Annotated in this window: 16 protein-coding genes and 3 tRNA genes; 7 read left to right on the top strand and 12 right to left on the bottom strand. The window is 62.2% G+C overall.

Annotated features, from left to right (window positions below; translation table 11 throughout):
• The first annotated feature begins 116 nt into the window (after nucleotides 1-116).
• The 6 genes from ACZYGA_RS12395 (at nucleotide 117) to ACZYGA_RS12370 (ending at nucleotide 4,163) form a co-directional block, all read left to right on the top strand.
• Complete coding sequence (locus ACZYGA_RS12395; RefSeq protein ID WP_077378007.1) at nucleotides 117-719, top strand: LysE family translocator; 603 nt, start codon at nucleotides 117-119, stop codon at nucleotides 717-719.
• 131 nt (nucleotides 720-850) lie between these two features.
• A complete protein-coding gene (locus ACZYGA_RS12390; protein ID WP_077378004.1) occupies nucleotides 851-1,456 on the top strand; it encodes a glutathione S-transferase family protein in 606 nt (201 codons plus the stop codon).
• Between the two features lie 60 nt (nucleotides 1,457-1,516).
• Nucleotides 1,517-1,960, top strand: a complete 444-nt coding sequence (locus ACZYGA_RS12385; RefSeq protein ID WP_205632723.1) for a GNAT family N-acetyltransferase — start codon at nucleotides 1,517-1,519, stop codon at nucleotides 1,958-1,960.
• A gap of 48 nt (nucleotides 1,961-2,008) precedes the next feature.
• A complete protein-coding gene (locus ACZYGA_RS12380; RefSeq protein ID WP_077378001.1) occupies nucleotides 2,009-2,413 on the top strand; it encodes a DoxX family protein in 405 nt (134 codons plus the stop codon).
• On the top strand, nucleotides 2,413-2,997 hold the full coding sequence (locus ACZYGA_RS12375; protein WP_084207848.1) for a DNA-3-methyladenine glycosylase I: 585 nt from the start codon (nucleotides 2,413-2,415) through the stop codon (nucleotides 2,995-2,997). The genes ACZYGA_RS12380 and ACZYGA_RS12375 overlap by 1 nt, the downstream gene beginning before the upstream one ends.
• A gap of 50 nt (nucleotides 2,998-3,047) precedes the next feature.
• On the top strand, nucleotides 3,048-4,163 hold the full coding sequence (locus ACZYGA_RS12370; RefSeq protein ID WP_084207847.1) for a metal-dependent hydrolase: 1,116 nt from the start codon (nucleotides 3,048-3,050) through the stop codon (nucleotides 4,161-4,163).
• Nucleotides 4,164-4,248: 85 nt separating this feature from the next.
• On the opposite strand, the gene ACZYGA_RS12365 is transcribed toward ACZYGA_RS12370, so the two are convergent.
• The 3 genes from ACZYGA_RS12365 to ACZYGA_RS12355 form a co-directional block, all read right to left on the bottom strand.
• On the bottom strand, nucleotides 4,249-5,568 hold the full coding sequence (locus ACZYGA_RS12365; protein WP_404626342.1) for a sodium ion-translocating decarboxylase subunit beta: 1,320 nt from the start codon (nucleotides 5,566-5,568) through the stop codon (nucleotides 4,249-4,251).
• A gap of 70 nt (nucleotides 5,569-5,638) precedes the next feature.
• On the bottom strand, nucleotides 5,639-7,468 hold the full coding sequence (oadA, locus tag ACZYGA_RS12360) for a sodium-extruding oxaloacetate decarboxylase subunit alpha (RefSeq protein ID WP_084207846.1): 1,830 nt from the start codon (nucleotides 7,466-7,468) through the stop codon (nucleotides 5,639-5,641).
• Nucleotides 7,469-7,672: 204 nt separating this feature from the next.
• The gene (locus tag ACZYGA_RS12355; RefSeq protein ID WP_084207845.1) at nucleotides 7,673-7,939 is read right to left on the bottom strand and encodes an OadG family protein; all 267 of its coding nucleotides are present in this window, start codon (nucleotides 7,937-7,939) and stop codon (nucleotides 7,673-7,675) included.
• Nucleotides 7,940-8,193: 254 nt separating this feature from the next.
• Between ACZYGA_RS12355 and ACZYGA_RS12350 the strand changes: the two genes are divergently transcribed.
• The gene (locus ACZYGA_RS12350) at nucleotides 8,194-9,216 is read left to right on the top strand and encodes a tRNA dihydrouridine synthase (protein WP_084209583.1); all 1,023 of its coding nucleotides are present in this window, start codon (nucleotides 8,194-8,196) and stop codon (nucleotides 9,214-9,216) included.
• A gap of 207 nt (nucleotides 9,217-9,423) precedes the next feature.
• On the opposite strand, the gene ACZYGA_RS12345 is transcribed toward ACZYGA_RS12350, so the two are convergent.
• The 9 genes from ACZYGA_RS12345 to ACZYGA_RS12305 all read right to left on the bottom strand — a co-directional run bounded on the left by ACZYGA_RS12345 (nucleotide 9,424) and on the right by ACZYGA_RS12305 (nucleotide 17,639).
• Nucleotides 9,424-9,500 (bottom strand) — tRNA-Arg (locus ACZYGA_RS12345).
• 93 nt (nucleotides 9,501-9,593) lie between these two features.
• Nucleotides 9,594-9,670: transfer RNA gene (locus ACZYGA_RS12340), tRNA-Arg, on the bottom strand.
• 22 nt (nucleotides 9,671-9,692) lie between these two features.
• A tRNA-Ser gene (locus tag ACZYGA_RS12335) sits at nucleotides 9,693-9,785 on the bottom strand.
• A 490-nt stretch (nucleotides 9,786-10,275) separates the two neighbouring features.
• Nucleotides 10,276-10,467: a carbon storage regulator CsrA gene (gene csrA, locus ACZYGA_RS12330; RefSeq protein WP_043332937.1), complete on the bottom strand. Its 192-nt coding sequence runs from the start codon at nucleotides 10,465-10,467 to the stop codon at nucleotides 10,276-10,278.
• Nucleotides 10,468-10,829: 362 nt separating this feature from the next.
• Nucleotides 10,830-12,077 (bottom strand): aspartate kinase, encoded by a 1,248-nt coding sequence (locus ACZYGA_RS12325; RefSeq protein WP_077377982.1) that lies wholly within the window; start codon nucleotides 12,075-12,077, stop codon nucleotides 10,830-10,832.
• A gap of 109 nt (nucleotides 12,078-12,186) precedes the next feature.
• Nucleotides 12,187-14,790, bottom strand: a complete 2,604-nt coding sequence (gene alaS, locus ACZYGA_RS12320; RefSeq protein ID WP_404626337.1) for an alanine--tRNA ligase — start codon at nucleotides 14,788-14,790, stop codon at nucleotides 12,187-12,189.
• Between the two features lie 248 nt (nucleotides 14,791-15,038).
• Complete coding sequence (locus ACZYGA_RS12315; RefSeq protein ID WP_240499641.1) at nucleotides 15,039-15,677, bottom strand: regulatory protein RecX; 639 nt, start codon at nucleotides 15,675-15,677, stop codon at nucleotides 15,039-15,041.
• A gap of 147 nt (nucleotides 15,678-15,824) precedes the next feature.
• Nucleotides 15,825-16,886 carry a recombinase RecA gene (recA, locus tag ACZYGA_RS12310; protein ID WP_077377977.1) on the bottom strand — a complete coding sequence of 354 codons (1,062 nt, stop codon included), beginning with the start codon at nucleotides 16,884-16,886 and terminating at the stop codon, nucleotides 15,825-15,827.
• A 231-nt stretch (nucleotides 16,887-17,117) separates the two neighbouring features.
• Complete coding sequence (locus tag ACZYGA_RS12305) at nucleotides 17,118-17,639, bottom strand: CinA family protein (protein WP_084207843.1); 522 nt, start codon at nucleotides 17,637-17,639, stop codon at nucleotides 17,118-17,120.
• Between the last annotated feature and the right edge of the window lie 30 nt (nucleotides 17,640-17,669).

The following is a 17,669-nucleotide window of genomic DNA, read 5'->3' as shown; positions in this document are numbered from 1 at the left end:
GCTCAAAACATGGCACCAACAAGCCATAAAATGCTGGAACGTGCCGACATCCATCACAATTGCACCCATACAATAATGCGGCATCACGCCAACGCCCCACACGCTGAAGGACACCCATGGAATCCCTCGCCTTTCTTGCCCCAGCCACGCTCTACATGCTGTCGATGACCCTGACACCGGGGCCCAACAACGTCATGCTGACGGCTTCCGGAGCCAATCATGGCTATTGGCGCACCCTGCCGCATATCTTCGGCATCATGATCGGCTGCCTGGTGCTGTTCATCGGCATCGCGCTGGGACTGGGACTGGTCTTCGAGCGCTACCCCATCGTGCAGACACTGCTCAAGGTGTTGGGGAGTGGCTATCTGCTCTATCTGGCCTGGAAGATTGCCATGGCCCCACCACCCGACCTGTCGAGCCGACAGGATGCACGGCCGATGAGCTTTCTGGCAGCCGCGCTGTTCCAGTTCGCCAACCCCAAGGCCTGGGTCATGGGTATCGCGCTGATGGCGGGCTTTCTCCCGGAAGACGGGCCGGTGTGGCTCAACGCGATCCTGCTGGCGAGCTTCGCGGAACTGGTGGCGCTGCCCTGCATCTCCCTGTGGGCAGGCTTCGGCACCGCCATCGGGCGTCTGCTGAATACCGATCGCGCCTGGAGGATCTTCAACCGCGTGATGGGGGCACTGACGGCCTCCTGCGTCATCTTCATCCTGGGCTGATCGTCGCTGGCCTGCGAGGGACGGCAGTACATCACGGATATCGAACACTGTTCGCATCACCACTGTTTTCCCTCGCGATGTTCGCTAGACTGTCAGGACGCTTTTTACACGCCTGCACAGGATGCTCCTCCATGCTGACGCTCTATGGTGATCGCCGCTCCGGTAACTGCTACAAGGTCGAGCTGCTGCTGCACCTTCTCGAACGCCATCACCATTACATCGAAGTCGACATTCTGGCCGGCGATACTCGCACGCCGGAATTCCTGACCCGCAACGTCAATGGCAAGATCCCGCTGCTGGAGCTGCATCGCGGTGAGACACTGTCAGAGTCCAACGCCATCCTGAACTACCTCGCCGATGGCAGCGATTATCTGCCGAGTGACCCCTTCCTGCGTGCCAAGGTGCTGCAGTGGCAGTTCTTCGAGCAATACAGCCATGAGCCCTACATCGCCACTGCCCGCTTCATCAATCGCTACCTCGGCCTGCCCGAGGAACGCCGTGACGAGTACGCCGCCAAGCAGGAGGGCGGCAAGCGTGCCCTGCGGGTGATGGAGCACCATCTCGCCGAACATGACTGGCTGGTAGGGGATCAGTTCACGATCGCCGACATTTCCCTTTATGCTTATACGCATGTCGCTGATGAAGGCGGTTTCGCGCTGGATGATTATCCTGCCATACAGGCGTGGCTGGCACGTGTCGCGGCGCGCCCGGGCCATTTCGATATCCCGCGCGACTGATATCCTCTCCAGCTGGCAGCCCCAGCGACCACCGGCTCACCTTCCATGACAGGCTCGTCGATGCTACCCGTCACCTATCGCCCCATGACACCCGCCGACCACTCGGCCTTCATGCACATGATGGAGGCCACCCCGGGGGTGGTGATCCGCAAGGCGGATGAGTATGCCGCCGTCGAGCGCTATCTGATCCGCAACCCCGGCATGAGCCACTTGGCCTTCTCCGGCGTGCGGCTGGTGGGATGTGCCATGTCCGGGCATGATGGCAAGCGCGGCTACCTGCAACATGTGATGACGGCCCCGGACATGCGAGGCCAGGGGATCGCGAGAACATTGGTCGAGCGCTGCCTGGACGCCCTGGCACAGGAAGGCATCGACAAGGTGCACCTGGATACCCTGCATGACAATCATGAGGCCCACCGCTTCTGGGAGCGTCTGGGCTGGGCGAATCGCAATGCCGAGATCGTGCGCTTCTCGCGCCTGCTGGTGGACGACCCCAACGCCTGACCTCTCTCGCTGATTTCCCGCAACCCTCGCTGAGCAAGGAGCTCTGACGTGCAATTTCTCGAAAATGATGACCTCGGCAAGTTGATCCTGCGCCTGACTCTGGGACTGCTGTTGCTGTTCCACGGCCTCTCGAAACTGCTCGGTGATGGCGGCACGTTGAGCTGGATCGCCGGCGAGCTGGAGAAGATGGGGATACCAGGCGTGGTGGCCTATGGGGTCTACATCGGCGAGATCATTGCGCCCATCATGCTCATCCTCGGCGTGCACGCCCGCATCGCCGGCCTGATCGTCGTCGCCAACATGCTGTTCGCCATTGCGGTGGCTCACATGGGGCAGCTGCTGAGCCTGTCATCGTCCGGTGGCTGGGCATTGGAACTGCAAGGCTTCTTCCTCGCCAGCGCACTGGCCGTCGTCTTTCTCGGCAGTGGCCGCTTCGCGGTGCAGGAGGACTGATGGCCGACGTCGTCACTGCCAGCACCTATTGCGAGAATGCTCCCCAGCACCCGATTCATGGTCCCTATCATGATCACGAATACGGCTTCCCGGTCAGCGATGACCGGGTACTGTTCGAGCGTTTCGTGCTGGAGATCAACCAGGCCGGCCTCTCCTGGCTGACGGTACTCAAGAAGCGCGAGGCCTTTCGCGAGGCCTACGAGAATTACGATATCGCGCGTATCGCCGCCTATGGAGATGAAGAGCGCGCGCGCCTGTTGAGCGATGCCGGCATCATCCGCAACCGCCTCAAGGTCAATGCCGTGATCCACAACGCGGGCGTGGTACTGCAGATGAAGGACTCGCACGGCAGCTTTCTCCAATGGCTGGATGCCCATCATCCGCAACCCTTGTCCGCCTGGGTCAAGCTGTTCAAGAAGACCTTCCGCTTCACTGGTCCCGAGATCGTCAACGAGCTGCTGATGAGCTGCGGCTATCTGCCGGGCTGTCATCGTGACGACTGTCCGGTACAGGCTCGCGTGCTGGACGCCGGCCCGCGCTGGGCCGAGCCGGGTGCCCTGGAGGCGATCCATGCGGATGCCTGACACCAGCTCGTCCTCTTCACTCCCCCTTCCCTCTCGCAGGTAGCCCGCCGATGGACTCCCTTACCCAGATCTGCCTCGGAGCCGCCGTGGGCGGTGCCGTCATGGCGCCCGCCATCCGACACTTGCCCGTCGAAAGACGCGGCGCTGCCATCCGTTATGCATTGCTCGGTGGAGCGGCACTCGGCACCCTGCCCGATCTCGACGTGATGATCGATTACGGCGACGCCGTCGCCAATTACACCCATCATCGCGGCTTCAGCCATTCCCTGCCGGTGCTGGGGCTGCTGGGCATTCTGCTCGGCTGGCTGCTCGCCCGTCTTCCACGCCTGGCACCATTGGGGCGTGGCCGCCTGATCGCCTACTGCCTGCTGTGCCTGATCACGCACCCGCTGCTGGATGCCTTCACCACCTATGGCACCCAGCTGCTGTGGCCATGGCCAAGCCGACCGGTGAGCCTGGCCAGCATCTTCATCATCGACCCGCTCTACGCCCTGCCGCTGCTGATCACCGGCCTGTGGGTCGCCATACGCGGCCACGCAGGACGATTGCTGGTCACTGGCCTGATGCTCTCGAGCCTCTATCTCGGCTGGGGGCTGGCCGCCAAGAGCTGGGTGGAACATCGCATGGCGCCGGTATTGGCCAGTCAGGGATTCGCGGACGCCCCACGCATGGTGCAGCCCACGCCCTTCAACAGCCTGCTATGGCGGGTCAGCGTGGTCACGCCGCTGGCGGATCACGAGTGGATGGTCGGTGTCTTCGATTCCGACGAGCAATTGATGGCACTGGCGCGACGGGATTTCCCGCGCCAGCCAGCGCTGGATGCCGAGGTCGGGAAGCTTGAGGATGGACAGCGTCTGCGCTGGTTCGCCGCGCCCTACCTGCGGGCGAGCCGCGAGCGGACATCAGAGGGTGAGACGCTGCTGGCGGTGACCGATACCCGCCTGGGCTCGCCCGGCTACCACCCCTTCCGTTTCGCGCTGGCCCGCCAGACCAGCACACGTGAATGGCATTCTCTGGACGACAGCCAGCGACTGCCCAGTCAGCGTGTCGATCGCGCTGCCTTGCTGAGCCTCTGGCAAGCCATCCATGACCCGGCATCTCGCATGCAGCCAGGCCAGCGCACCGTCTCTGCCACGCCCTCCAGCCCCTCGGCCGAGACAAGATAAAGCGCCGCTGATGAAGGCCCAAGAGACGACAACGCCCGCCATGGAAGCCATGGCGGGCGTTGTCGTCTCAGTACTGCGGACAGGATCAGCCGAGGTACTTGATCATCACCCCAGCGGCCACCGCCGAGCCGATCACACCGGCCACGTTCGGCCCCATCGCGTGCATCAGCAGGAAGTTGTGCGGGTTGTACTCGAGCCCGACCTTGTTGGAGACACGTGCCGCCATCGGTACCGCCGAGACACCGGCCGACCCGATCAGCGGATTGATCGGCGTCTTAGAGACCTTGTTCATCAGCTTGGCCATCAGTACCCCGCAGGCCGTGCCGATACCGAAGGCGACCACGCCGAGGGCCAGAATGCCCAGCGTCTCCACCGCCAGAAACTTGTCGGCCTGCAGCTTGGAGCCCACCGACAGTCCCAGGAAGATGGTAGTGATGTTGATCAGCGCGTTCTGGGCGGTATCCGACAGACGCTCCACCACACCGCACTCGCGCATCAGGTTACCGAAGCAGAACATGCCCAGCAGCGGTGCGGCGTCCGGCAGCAGCATCGCCACCATGATCAACAGCACCAGCGGGAACAGGATCTTCTCGGTCTTGGAGACCGGACGCAGCTGCGTCATCACCAGGCTGCGTTCCTTGGCGGTGGTCAGCGCGCGCATGATCGGCGGCTGGATCATCGGCACCAGTGCCATGTAGGAGTAGGACGCCACGGCGATCGCCCCCAGCAGCTCCGGTGCCAGCAGACTGGCGACGTAGATGGAGGTCGGGCCGTCCGCACCACCGATGATGCCGATGGCCGCCGATTGCTGCAGGCTGAAGTCCATCAGGCCCATCGAGGTCAACGCCACCGCGCCCAACAGCGTCGCGAAGATGCCGAACTGCGCCGCCGCCCCGAGGAACAGGGTCTTGGGGTTGGCCAGCAACGGGCCGAAATCCGTCATCGCCCCCACGCCCATGAAGATCACCAACGGCGCGATGCCGGAAGCGATCGCCACGCTGTAGAAGCTGTACAGCATGCCGTTGGAGAAGCCACCATCCAGCGCCATGTTGCTGGCCTGCTGCTTGAGCACTGCGGGAATCTCGCCATGCAGTGCCTGCTCCACCGCGTGACGCGCCTCATCCAGCGGCAGGATGGCGATGTTGACGTTGAGCAGATTGGCCATCGAAGCCAGCAGCTCCGGCTTGCCGAGATGCGCCGCCTGCTCGGCAGCAGACAGCGCCAGTCCGGCTTCCGGAATGTTGGCCAGAATGCCGCCGAAGCCGATCGGCACCAGCAGCAGGGGTTCGAAGTTCTTGCGGATCGCCAGATAAAGCAGGCCAAGGCCGATGACGATCATCGCCAGCTGGCCGAAGCTCATGTTGTAGAGCCCCGAGCCGTGCCAGAGGTTGAGTATCTTGTCCATGTCGTGTCGCCTTGCAGAGGAGCATCACCGACCGGCCCGTCGTACATGCCGACGGGCCGGACACACCGGCTCAGAGGGTGATCAGAACGTCGCCGACACTGACACTGTCGCCTTCCTTGACCTTCACCGCGGAGACGGTACCGGCCTGGTGGGCACGGATCTCGGTCTCCATCTTCATGGCCTCGAGAATGATCACGACATCTCCTTCCGCCACGCTGTCACCGACGGCGACATTGACCTTGAAGATGTTGCCCGCCAACGGCGCATTCACCGGCTCACCGGAGGCGGCCTGGGCGGCAGGTGCCGCGGCTGCCGGAGCCGATGCCGCAGGCTCGCTGGCCTGCACCTGGGTGATGTCTCCGCCTTCGGCAACCTCGACGACATACTGCTTGCCGTTGACGTTCAGGGTGTAGGTCTGCGGGCCGCTCGACGCGCCTTGAGCACTGACGGCCGGAGCACTAGAGACCGGCGCTGCGGCGGCCTTGGATGCCTTGTCATCGACAGCCTGCGGGGCGGGCTCGAAGGCATCCGGGTTGCCACGGTTGCGCAGGAACTTGAGGCCGATCTGCGGGAAGAGTGCATAGGTCAGCACGTCATCGGTCTCGCGTTCGCCGCTCTCCAGCGCGATACCTTCCTCCCTGGCCTTGCCCTTGAGCTCCTCACGCAGACGCTCCATCTCCGGCGTCAGGTTGTCTGCCGGGCGGCAGGTGATCGGCTCGGCGCCTTCCAGCACGCGGGACTGAAGTTCGCTGTCGAAGGGTGCCGGCGCCGCGCCATATTCCCCCTTGAGCAGCGCCTGCACTTCCTTGGAGATCGACTTGTAGCGCTCGCCCATCATCACGTTCATCACCGACTGGGTGCCGACGATCTGTGAGGTCGGGGTCACCAGCGGGATATAGCCCAGGTCCTTGCGTACGCGCGGAATCTCGGCGAGCACGTCATCCAGCTTGTCACCGGCGCCCTGCTCCTTGAGCTGGCCTTCCATGTTGGTGAGCATGCCACCCGGCACCTGGGCGACCAGAATGCGCGAGTCGATACCGCGCAGACTGCCCTCGAATGCCGCGTATTTCTTGCGCACTTCGCGGAAGTAGGCCGCGATATCCTCGAGCTTCTCGAGGTCCAGTCCGGTATCGCGCTCGGTGCCTGCCAGCATCGCGACGACCGATTCGGTCGGGCTGTGGCCGTAGGTCATCGACATCGAGGAGATGGAGGTGTCGACGTTGTCGATGCCCGCCTCGATGGCCTTGAGAGCCGTGGCGGTGGAAAGCCCGGTGGTGGCATGGCACTGCATGTGGATCGGGATCGACAGGCTCGCCTTGAGGCGCGAGACCAGCTCGAAGGCGGTATACGGCGTCAGCAGGCCCGCCATGTCCTTGATCGCCAGCGACTGGGCCCCCATGGACTCGATCTTCTGCGCCAGCTCCACCCACATCTCCAGCGTGTGCACGGGGCTCACGGTGTAGGAGATGGTGCCCTGGGCATGCTTGCCCTGATCCAGCACTGCCTTGAGCGGACGCTCGAGGTTGCGCGGGTCATTCATCGCGTCGAAGACACGGAAGACATCGACACCGCTGGTCGCGGCACGCTTGACGAAGGCATCCACCACGTCATCGGCGTAATGACGATAGCCGAGCAGGTTCTGGGCGCGCAGCAGCATCTGCTGCTGAGTCTTGGGCATCGCTTCCTTCAAGGCACGAATGCGCGCCCAGGGGTCTTCGCCCAGGTAGCGGATGCAGGCGTCGAAGGTCGCGCCGCCCCAGCTCTCCAGCGACCAGAAGCCGATGTCGTCCAGCTTGGCGGCGATCGGCAGCATGTCATCGAGGCGCATGCGCGTGGCCAGCAATGACTGATGCGCGTCGCGCAGTACCACATCCGTGATGCCCAGCGGTTGCTTGTCCATGAGTGATCCCTTGTTCTTTATAATGTGGATATCGGGTTCTGCCGTGGTGGCAGGCTTGCCTTTCACTGCGCCTGCCACACAGAATATTGCACTCGAGAGGTGGTCTCCCCACCGGACGGCTCATGATAGAATCGCCGCTTTCTCGCTGCGGTGTCGCTCCGGCGCTCCGAGAGTACCAGCAGCACCGACGACTTCCGCGACATCTCAGTGCTTGTGATGATCCTGGCGAAAGCGGTGAATCGCCGCCGCCATGACAGCCGTCAGTTCGCTGTCATCCTCTGCTGCAGGTGCCGCCGAGACAGGCGCGCGCGTCGTGCGCGGTGCAGCCGGTAGCGGCGCGGGCGCAAAACGGTCCACCAGCTTGGCCATCGCCATCATGGCGACTACCAGCAGACTTAGAAACACGAACACGAACCCCATCCCGAACACCATCAGGTTCAAGCCTTCACCGAGCAGATCATTCTCTTGCATGCCAGTGTCCTCGAGTCATTCTCGTCATCGCGCCAATCAGGGTGCGGCATGAGCGATGATTGCCCATGCCTTCGATGATGCTCGACACGTCCAAGCGTTCACGCCGTTGCGTCGCTGGCCACTGTCGACACCCCATGCAGCGGCATTCAGTGCTTGTTGATCGCTTTAAAGTGCCTGATTCCACGGCAATTGCAATGACACCATCGTTGACCCCACAAGCCCTCGCGCGGGCTGGCCGCATCGGCATCGCGCCGATGGAAGGCGTGATTGATGACATCACGCGCGAATGTCTCACCGGCCTTGGCGGCTATGACTGGTGTGTGACGGAATTCGTGCGCGTGACGCATGTCAAGCTACCGCCTCGCGTCTTCAAGCGTATCTGCCCGGAGCTGCTGGAAGCCTCCCCGACACGGACGGCACGCACACGACACGACACACCGGTCGCATTGCAGCTGTTGGGTGCCGACCCCGAGGCGCTGGGCATCAACGCTCGCGTCGCGGCACGCCTGGGGGCACCCAGCGTCGACATCAACTTCGGCTGCCCGGCCAAGACCGTCAACCGTCACGACGGAGGCGCAGCCCTGCTGCGCTCGCCGGACCGCGTCTTTCGTGCGGTGGAGGGCGTGCGCAATGCCCTCAAGGGCACCGGGGTACCCGTCACGGCCAAGATTCGCCTCGGCTTCAACGACCGTCGCCTGGCACTGGCATGCGCTCAGGCAGCCCAGGCCGGGGGCGCCACGCAGCTGGTCGTGCATGGGCGCACCAAACAGGAAGGCTATCGTCCGCCAGCGCACTGGGAATGGATCGGCAAGATCACGTCCGAACTCTCCATTCCGGTCGTTGCCAATGGGGACATCTGGGACATGCCCTGCTACTGGCGGGCTCGCTCACTGTCCGGCTGTCGCGATGTGATGCTGGGGCGTGCCGCCCTGGCCGACCCCTTCCTCGCGGCGCGCATCAAGCACTGGCAGATGACCGGGGAGTTGCTGCCCGAGACGGACTGGACACAGCGTGCACAGGTGCTGCTCTCCCACGCCGAACGCTGCGCCCATCTGCCTGACAAGGTGATGGTGCCGCTGCTCAAGCAGTGGATGAACATGATGCGCCAGAGCGGCAACGAGGAAGCGGAACGTCGCTTCCAGGCCATCAAGCGCCACAAGGGGCGCGCCGAATTCTTCACCGGTCTGGTTGCAGGTACCTCGCTGGCATTGGCGCCGAGTCTGTTGACATCGGTGACCCGCATGCCGGAATCCGCCGACTTGCCCGCCCTCGCCTGATCCGCCCGAAACAAAAAAAGGCGCCCCTCGCGAAAAGGGCGCCCTAGCGATCGTCCGCCCGAAGGCGTGACATCACAGTCAAGGAAAACGGGGAACTGTCAGACATGACATGAAGGCAAGGATCGAGGCCATGCCGGCTGAGACCGAAGATGCCTGACTTTTCTTCAGACGAAGAAAAACCCGCTTCAGTGAAGCGGGTTTTTCAATTGGCGCGCCCTGGAGGATTCGAACCTCCGACCGCCTGATTCGTAGTCAGGTACTCTATCCAGCTGAGCTAAGGGCGCATAAACCTTGAAATCTGTGGCCTGAGCATTTCAAATGTCTTCAGGACTTGACTTGCGAGTGTTGTGTCTTTCCAACACTGTCTTGCATTGCAGTGGCGCGCCCTGGAGGATTCGAACCTCCGACCGCCTGATTCGTAGTCAGGTACTCTATCCAGCTGAGCTAAGGGCGCATCTTACTGCATTTGTACCTAATGGCGGAGAGAGAGGGATTCGAACCCTCGATAGGGCTATAAACCCTATACTCCCTTAGCAGGGGAGCGCCTTCAGCCACTCGGCCACCTCTCCTCATCAGGTACGGCGCATATCTTACTCATTTGATTGGGCTTTGTCTAGCCCCTGTGTCGATTTTTTGGCTTCGATGCAGAACATCTCATCACCATTCGACAACAGGCTCGAGGCTGCGCGCCCCCAAGCAATCTCCCCGCATGAACCAGAACATGACGATGGCTAGCCTGTCGTCGCGTCTCGTTCGAGGGAGCGGGAATAATACCCAAGAAGAAGTCGTCTGTCTCCCCCTTTCCAGGAAAAAAGTGAATTTTTTCCTTATGGAACACTGACTTGACGCTCAGCCGCCCATTCAGCTCTGCCTGATGCCTCCGACGCATGCATCTGAGCCTGAACGGATCGAGTCACTCAGGCCGCCAGGACCGGGCAACGCCCAGACCGCACAGACCATATGCCAGAAACACGAACGCCAACCAGGTGGACAGCGTGGTTGGCGTTCGTGTGGTGCTCTCGAGAGTATCCGGAGCCATCTGGTGGGCATGACATGCCATCAGGCGATGGCATCACCATTGTCTTCCTTCTCGCGCTGGATACGCTGATAGATCTCTTCACGATGGACGGCGACGTCCTTGGGTGCGTTGACACCGATTCGCACCTGATTTCCCTTCACACCGAGCACGGTGACGGTGATGTCATCACCAATCATCAGCGTTTCACCTACTCTACGGGTCAGGATGAGCATGACTGATCTCCTTGTCAGTAATTCATACAGCCGGGACGGCAACAGGATTCGAAGTCAGCGACCGGCAGGGACGAGCCGGCCACCGAGGTGCATGAGGCCTGGAGATTATGCGTCATGCATGCTCCGACGGCCAACACCACCCCTTCATATCAACTGAATGACTCGTTGAATGAAAGCACCCGACACACCGGCTCTCCCCCAGAAGGTGCGATCGCCAATGTATCGGGTGCATGAGGCAGGGCCCCTGGCGCTCCTTGCCGGGCCTCACTTCCATGCAGTGCAGTCCCTGGCGGAAGGACGAGCCACCCACGGGTGGCAAGTCACTTCATCTGAGCACCATTGTGCTGATCATTCAATGCAAATCAGGCAGTCTCGTCGCTGACGGCTTCCGCATCCAGGCCGAAGGCGGTGTGCAGTGCACGCACGGCCAGCTCCATGAACTTCTCGTCGATCAGAACGGAGATCTTGATCTCGGACGTGGACACCATGCGGATGTTGATGCCCTCTTCCGCCAGCACGCGGAACATCTTGGAGGCGACACCGGCATGGGAACGCATGCCGACACCGACCAGCGAGACCTTGGCGATATTGTCATCGCCTCTGAGCTCACCGCCGCCGACGGACGGAATGACCGTCTCGTTGAGGATACGCTGGGTCGCCTTGAAGTCGCTCTTGGCCACCGTGAAGGAGAAGTCGGTCGTATTGCCGTCCGGGGAGACGTTCTGGACGATCATGTCGATCTCGATGTTGGAATCGGCGATCGGGCCCAGAATCTTGGAGGCGACACCCGGAATGTCCGGCGTGTTGAGCAGGGTCAGCTTGGCTTCGTTGACATTGAAGGCAATGCCGGAGATCAGCGGTTCTTCCATGTTGTCTTCTTCCTCAGCGACGATCAGGGTACCCGGGCCATCCTCGAAGGAAGACAGCACACGCAGGGGAACATTGTACTTGCCGGCGAATTCCACCGAACGGATCTGCAGGATCTTGGAGCCAAGGCTCGCCATTTCCAGCATTTCCTCGACGGTCACCGTTTCCAGACGACGTGCCTTGGAGCACACACGTGGATCAGTGGTGTAGACACCATCGACATCGGTATAGATCTGACACTCGTCCGCCTTGAGGGCTGCCGCCAGGGCGACGCCGGTGGTATCGGAGCCACCGCGCCCCAGTGTCGTGATATTGCCTTCATCATCGACCCCCTGGAAGCCAGCGACCACCACGACCTTGCCAGCATCGAGGTCTTCGCGCAGGTCATCGGTGTCGATGCGCTGGATACGCGCCTTGGTGTGCGCGCTATCGGTACGAATGCCTACCTGAGCGCCGGTATAGGAGGTCGCGTCGACACCGATCTTCTGCAGTGCCATGGCCAGCAGGGAGATGGTCACCTGCTCACCGGTAGAGACCAGCATGTCCATTTCGCGCGGCGTCGGGTCATCGTTGATCTCGCTGGCGAGACCGATCAGTCGGTTCGTCTCGCCACTCATGGCTGAGACGACCACGACAACCTGATGTCCTTCGTCGCGGAATCGCTTGACCTTCTCGGCGACGGCCTTGATCCGCTCCACCGAGCCGACCGAAGTGCCTCCGAACTTCTGAACGTATAGCGCCATGTGCGTTTCCGTTATCCGTGTCCGTTTGCGTTGTCCCCACATGAGACTCATGCGGGCCCAAAAAGAGGCCGGGTCTCCTCACGAGAAGCCCGGCCTTCATCTTGTCTTCTTACCCCAGCTGGGCGTCTACCCAGACTGGCACGCCGGCCAGTGCCCCGGGAAGCGATGCGGCATCACTGCCACCGGCCTGCGCCATGTCAGCACGACCACCGCCCTTGCCACCGACCTGCTCAGCCACGTGACGCACCAGATCACCCGCCTTGATGCGCGAGGTCAGATCATCGGTGACGCCCGCAATCAGGCTGACCTTGTCACCATCCGCGACGCCAAGCACCAGAATGCCGGAACCCAGCTTGGATTTCAGGTCATCCATCAGGCCACGCAACTCCTTGCCGGAGACGCCTTCGACCTGCTTGGCCAGCACCTTGAGCCCCTGGACATCCGCGATGTCGCTCAGCATGTCACTGGCAGAAGCGGACGCCAGCTTGGCCTTCAGACGCTCAAGCTCCTTCTCGAGACCGCGGTTGCGCTCAAGCAGACTGGTGACACGCTCCTCGACCTGCTCCGGCTTGGCCTTGAGGCGCTCGCCCAGACGAGTCAGGGTCGCTTCCTGCGCCAGCAGGAAATCACGTGCCGCACGGCCAGTGATGGCTTCGATGCGGCGCACGCCGGAGGCGATGCCAGTCTCGGCGATGATGTGCATCTGACCGATATCACCACTGCGCTTGACGTGAGTCCCACCACACAGCTCGATGGAGAAGGCATCCTGACCGATGGTCAGCACGCGGACCTGCTCACCATACTTGGCATCGAAGAGTGCCGCCGCGCCGCGCGCCTTGGCTTCATCGAGAGTCATGAACTCGATGGTGGTCTCGGCGTTGGCGAGAATCTGCGCATTGACGATGCGCTCGACCTCGGAGAGCTGTTCTGCGGTCATCGCCTCAAAGTGACTGAAGTCGAAGCGCAGGCGCTCGGCCGTCACCAGCGAGCCCTTCTGCTGGACGTGCTCACCCAGCACCTGGCGCAGCGCTTCATGCAGCAGGTGCGTGGCGGAGTGGTTGCGCACGGAGGCAGCACGCAGATCTGCATCGACCTGCGGACGCACCGCGTCGCCCACCGCGAGCGAACCTTCGATCAGCACACCGTGATGCAGATGATGTCCGGCCTGCTTCTGGGTATCACTGACCTGGAAACGGCCGCCCTCCAGATGCAGATAACCGGTATCGCCCGCCTGACCACCGGACTCGCCATAGAACGGCGTGGTATCGAGTACCACGATGCCCTTGGTATCGGCCTCGAGACGCTCGAGCGTATTGCCTTCGCTGTCGAACAGCGCGGTGACGGTCGCCTCACCCTCGAGGTGATCATAGCCGGTGAATTGCGTCTCGCCTTCCAGCGTCAGGTTGGCGGAATAGTCGCCCCCGAAATTGCTGGCAGCACGTGCACGCTCACGCTGAGCTTCCAGCGCGGCCTCGAAACCGGCCTCATCGAGGATCAGTTCGCGCTCGCGGCAGATGTCGGCGGTCAGGTCGTAGGGGAAGCCGTAGGTATCGTAGAGCTTGAAGATGGTTTCGCCGTCGAGGGTATTGCCATCCAGCTCGGCGATGGCCTCCTCGAGCAGCTTCATGCCGTGCTCCAGCGTACGCGCGAACTGCTCCTCTTCCTTGAGCAGCACACGCTCGATCTGCTCACGCGCAGAGCGCAGTTCCGGATAGGCATCGCCCATCTCGGCATCCAGCGCCGCGACCAGCTTGTAGAAGAAGCTGCCGCGCGCGCCCAGCTTGTGACCGTGACGCACGGCACGGCGGATGATGCGACGCAGCACGTAGCCACGCCCTTCGTTGGACGGCAGCACGCCATCGGCGATCAGGAAGGCACACGAACGGATGTGATCCGCCACCACGCGCAGCGAGGGAGTGGTGATGTTGTCATGACCGATGATCTCGGCCGCAGCCGCCAGCAGATTCTGGAACAGGTCGATCTCGTAGTTGGAGTGCACGCCCTGCATCACGGCCGCGACGCGCTCCAGCCCCATGCCGGTATCGATGGACGGCTTGGGCAGCGGATGCAGCGTGCCTTCGGCATCACGATCGAACTGCATGAAGACCAGGTTCCAGATCTCGATGTAGCGGTCGCCATCTTCGTCCGGGCTGCCCGGCGGGCCACCGGCGACGTCTTCACCGTGATCATAGAAGATCTCGGAAGACGGGCCACAGGGGCCGGTGTCGCCCATCTGCCAGAAGTTGTCCTCGTCGAGACGCGAGAAGCGGTTCTGATCGATGCCGACCTCGTTGAACCAGATGTCACGGGCTTCGTCATCGCTGACGTGCACGGTGACCCACAGCTTCTCCTTCGGCAGGCCCAGCTCTTCGGTCAGGAACTTCCAGGCGAACTGGATGGCTTCGCGCTTGAAGTAGTCACCGAAGCTGAAGTTGCCCAGCATCTCGAAGAAAGTGTGGTGACGTGCGGTGTAACCGACGTTGTCCAGGTCATTGTGCTTGCCGCCGGCGCGCACGCAGCGCTGTGCGGAGGTGGCACGGCTGTAGCCACGCGGATCACGGCCCAGGAAGACATCCTTGAAGGGCACCATGCCGGCGTTGGTGAACAGCAGGGTCGGGTCGTTGTTCGGCACCAGAGAACTGGTGGGAACGATGGTATGCCCCTGCTTCTCGAAATAGGTCAGGAAGGCGTTTCTGATTTCTGCGCTTTTCATAGAGGTTCCGTAGCGATGTGCGTAAAGACGCTCCGGGGGTCTTCTTCTGCATGACTTCCGCATGGTTTCTGCATATTCATCCATGTGGGAATGCATGGAGGTGCAATGAAAAGCATGAAAGAAGGCGCCTGCCCCGTGCCGTCGCAAGACGACCTAGTATAACGCCTGTTCGCGCAAGCTAAAGGGGGGGAAATGGCTTGAGTGACCGGTTTGCGCGTTCCGAGCCATTGCCCGGGCAATGGCTGGCCTCACGCCTCGTCTTCCGTCCAGGCGGACTCCATGGCGTAGCGCAACTGCTCGTAGTCGAAGCCGCGCTGGAGCAGGAAGCGCTCTCGGCGCGCACGCTCCTTGTGACCCTCGCCCGCTGAGGAAAAGCGCCTTGCCAACGTCTCGCGCGCCAGCTCGAAGAAGTCCACCGCATCAATATGTCCGAAGGCATCAGGCACCGGATCACAGGCAGCACGCATCACGGCACCTGACGTCTCGTTGTCGATGCCACGCTGGCGCAACTCCTGCTGGATACGCCTGGGGCCCTGCCCCCTCAGCACCCGTGTCCGCAGGAAGCTGGCGGCGAAGCGCTCATCGGATTGCAGGCCTTCCTCGACCAGACGCTCCAGCACTTCCTCGATCAGCAGCTCGACCTCATCACGACTCAAGCGCGTCTCGGCGCCCTCCTCGCCACTCGCGGACTGCTCCGCCAGCGCATCATCGCTGACGGTCTGCAGGTAGTCGCGCTCCTTGAGATAGTCGTGCAGCTCGCGACGGCTGTGCTCGCGGCGTGCCAGACGTGCGATGGCGTCATTGCGGGCACGCCGTTGCGGCGTCATCGCGCCGACATCGAGGGGCTGATAGTCCGGCCCGGCGGTCTCTCTTTCCTGATCGTGCATGTTGGCGCTCCTTTCTGGAGGGGCACCCGAGATGGCGAAATCCCCGGTGCAAAACGCACAGCGCCCGCCACCGAAAACGGGGCGGGCGCTGCAGATCACTGAAAGGCGCTGAAATCAGCGCTCAATGAACACGTTCTCGAGCAGGTCTCAATCGAGATCCAGATCATCTTCATTTTCGGCGACCACTTCTTCCTTGGCCTCTTCCTTGGTTTCCGGAGAAGCCAGCAGCTGGGCGCGAATCTGGCTCTCGATCTCTTCCATGATCGCGGGGTTGTCCTCCAGATACTGGGCGGAGTTGGCCTTGCCCTGACCGATCTTGCTGCCCTGGTAGCTGTACCAGGCACCTGCCTTGCCGACCAGACCACACTGCACGCCCAGATCAATGACCTCACCGGCGTGGTAGATGCCCTTGCCGTAGAGAATCTGGAACTCGGCCTGGCGGAACGGCGGCGCGACCTTGTTCTTCACGACCTTGACGCGAGTCTCGTTACCGGTGACTTCATCGCCGGACTTCACGGAGCCGGTACGACGGATGTCGAGACGGACACTCGAGTAGAACTTCAGCGCGTTACCACCGGTGGTGGTTTCCGGGCTACCGAACATCACCCCGATCTTCATGCGGATCTGGTTGATGAACACCACCATGCAGTTGGCATTCTTGATGTGACCCGTCACCTTGCGCAGCGCCTGGGACATCAGACGCGCCTGCAGGCCGACGTGGGAGTCACCCATCTCACCCTCGATCTCGGCACGCGGCGTCAGGGCTGCCACGGAATCGACGATGATGACGTCGACACCACCGGAACGCACCAGCATGTCGACGATCTCGAGTGCCTGCTCACCGGTATCCGGCTGGGAGACCAGCATCTCGTCCAGATTGACGCCGAGCTTCTCGGCGTAGGACGGATCCAGCGCGTGCTCGGCATCGATGAAGGCACACACCTTGCCCTGCTTCTGGGCCTGGGCGATGACCGAGAGCGTCAGTGTCGTCTTGCCCGAGGATTCCGGACCGTAGATCTCGACCACTCGACCGAAAGGCAGGCCACCGATGCCGAGCGCGATATCCAGGCCCAGAGACCCGGTGGATACCGACGGGATGGCCACACGCGGGGCATCGCCCATGCGCATGACGGCGCCCTTGCCGAACTGGCGCTCGATCTGGGACAGCGCCGCGTTCAGCGCCTTGGTACGATTGTCGTCCTGTGCCATGTGGCCTCCTGTCGAACGGCGGCGCCGCATGGGCAACCACCTGAAATAGGAAATTCTCAAGCTTCGGGTGATGCAGAGACTGTCAGCCTAGCGGCTGGGCTGTCATGGCAAAACCCTGTATACATGGACAGTATGATGCCGCATGTTTCATCGTTCTGCCAGTCCGGTGATGCGCTTTTTCAGGCAGCAGTCTCAACGCAGAGGGTTGCATGCGTCTCGAGCCTCACCAGTTCAGCCCTGCCAGGCTTCCACGCATTCGATCAAGCCTTGCAATGCCACCCTCACGGCGGCGTCGCGCACGGCCTGCCGGTCTCCCGGAAAGTGGAAACACCGCGCCTGCTGTCGCGCCTCACTGCCCCATGCCAGCCACACCGTCCCCACGGGCTTTTCTTCACTGCCGCCTCCCGGACCCGCCACACCACTGATTGCCACCCCCAATTCGGCACCGCTGTCACGACACGCTCCCTTGACCATCTCGCGCACGACGGCCTCGGAGACTGCCCCGAAGTCCGCGAGCGATGCTTCGCTGACGCCGAGCAGACGCCGCTTGGCAGCATTCGAGTAGGTCACATAGCCCGCCTCGAAATAGCCGGAGCTACCGGAAATCGCCGTGATCGCGGCACTCACGCCACCCCCGGTGCATGACTCTGCAGCAGTGATCTGGACTCCGCGCGCCAATGCCAGCGCCTGCAGCTGCTCGGCCAGTGCATTCGCATCCGGTGCCTCGGACGTCGTATCCGTCAATCGGGCCATGAACGAACTCCTTTCTAGAAGTGGTCTGAG

This window comes from Cobetia sp. BL01, from assembly GCF_056493605.1.
The sequence above is the reverse complement of the archived record's forward strand: the minus strand, read 5'-3'. Positions and strand labels throughout refer to the sequence as shown.

Coding starts and splice junctions, on each gene's coding strand:
- ACZYGA_RS12395 (WP_077378007.1), top strand. CDS start 117: ATGGAATCCCTCGCCTTTCTTGCCCCAGCCACGCTCTACATGCTGTCG.
- ACZYGA_RS12390 (WP_077378004.1), top strand. CDS start 851: ATGCTGACGCTCTATGGTGATCGCCGCTCCGGTAACTGCTACAAGGTC.
- ACZYGA_RS12385 (WP_205632723.1), top strand. CDS start 1,517: ATGCTACCCGTCACCTATCGCCCCATGACACCCGCCGACCACTCGGCC.
- ACZYGA_RS12375 (WP_084207848.1), top strand. CDS start 2,413: ATGGCCGACGTCGTCACTGCCAGCACCTATTGCGAGAATGCTCCCCAG.
- ACZYGA_RS12370 (WP_084207847.1), top strand. CDS start 3,048: ATGGACTCCCTTACCCAGATCTGCCTCGGAGCCGCCGTGGGCGGTGCC.
- ACZYGA_RS12365 (WP_404626342.1), bottom strand. CDS start 5,568: ATGGACAAGATACTCAACCTCTGGCACGGCTCGGGGCTCTACAACATG.
- oadA (WP_084207846.1), bottom strand. CDS start 7,468: ATGGACAAGCAACCGCTGGGCATCACGGATGTGGTACTGCGCGACGCG.
- ACZYGA_RS12355 (WP_084207845.1), bottom strand. CDS start 7,939: ATGCAAGAGAATGATCTGCTCGGTGAAGGCTTGAACCTGATGGTGTTC.
- ACZYGA_RS12350 (WP_084209583.1), top strand. CDS start 8,194: ATGGAAGGCGTGATTGATGACATCACGCGCGAATGTCTCACCGGCCTT.
- csrA (WP_043332937.1), bottom strand. CDS start 10,467: ATGCTCATCCTGACCCGTAGAGTAGGTGAAACGCTGATGATTGGTGAT.
- ACZYGA_RS12325 (WP_077377982.1), bottom strand. CDS start 12,077: ATGGCGCTATACGTTCAGAAGTTCGGAGGCACTTCGGTCGGCTCGGTG.
- alaS (WP_404626337.1), bottom strand. CDS start 14,790: ATGAAAAGCGCAGAAATCAGAAACGCCTTCCTGACCTATTTCGAGAAG.
- ACZYGA_RS12315 (WP_240499641.1), bottom strand. CDS start 15,677: ATGCACGATCAGGAAAGAGAGACCGCCGGGCCGGACTATCAGCCCCTC.
- recA (WP_077377977.1), bottom strand. CDS start 16,886: ATGGCACAGGACGACAATCGTACCAAGGCGCTGAACGCGGCGCTGTCC.
- ACZYGA_RS12305 (WP_084207843.1), bottom strand. CDS start 17,639: ATGGCCCGATTGACGGATACGACGTCCGAGGCACCGGATGCGAATGCA.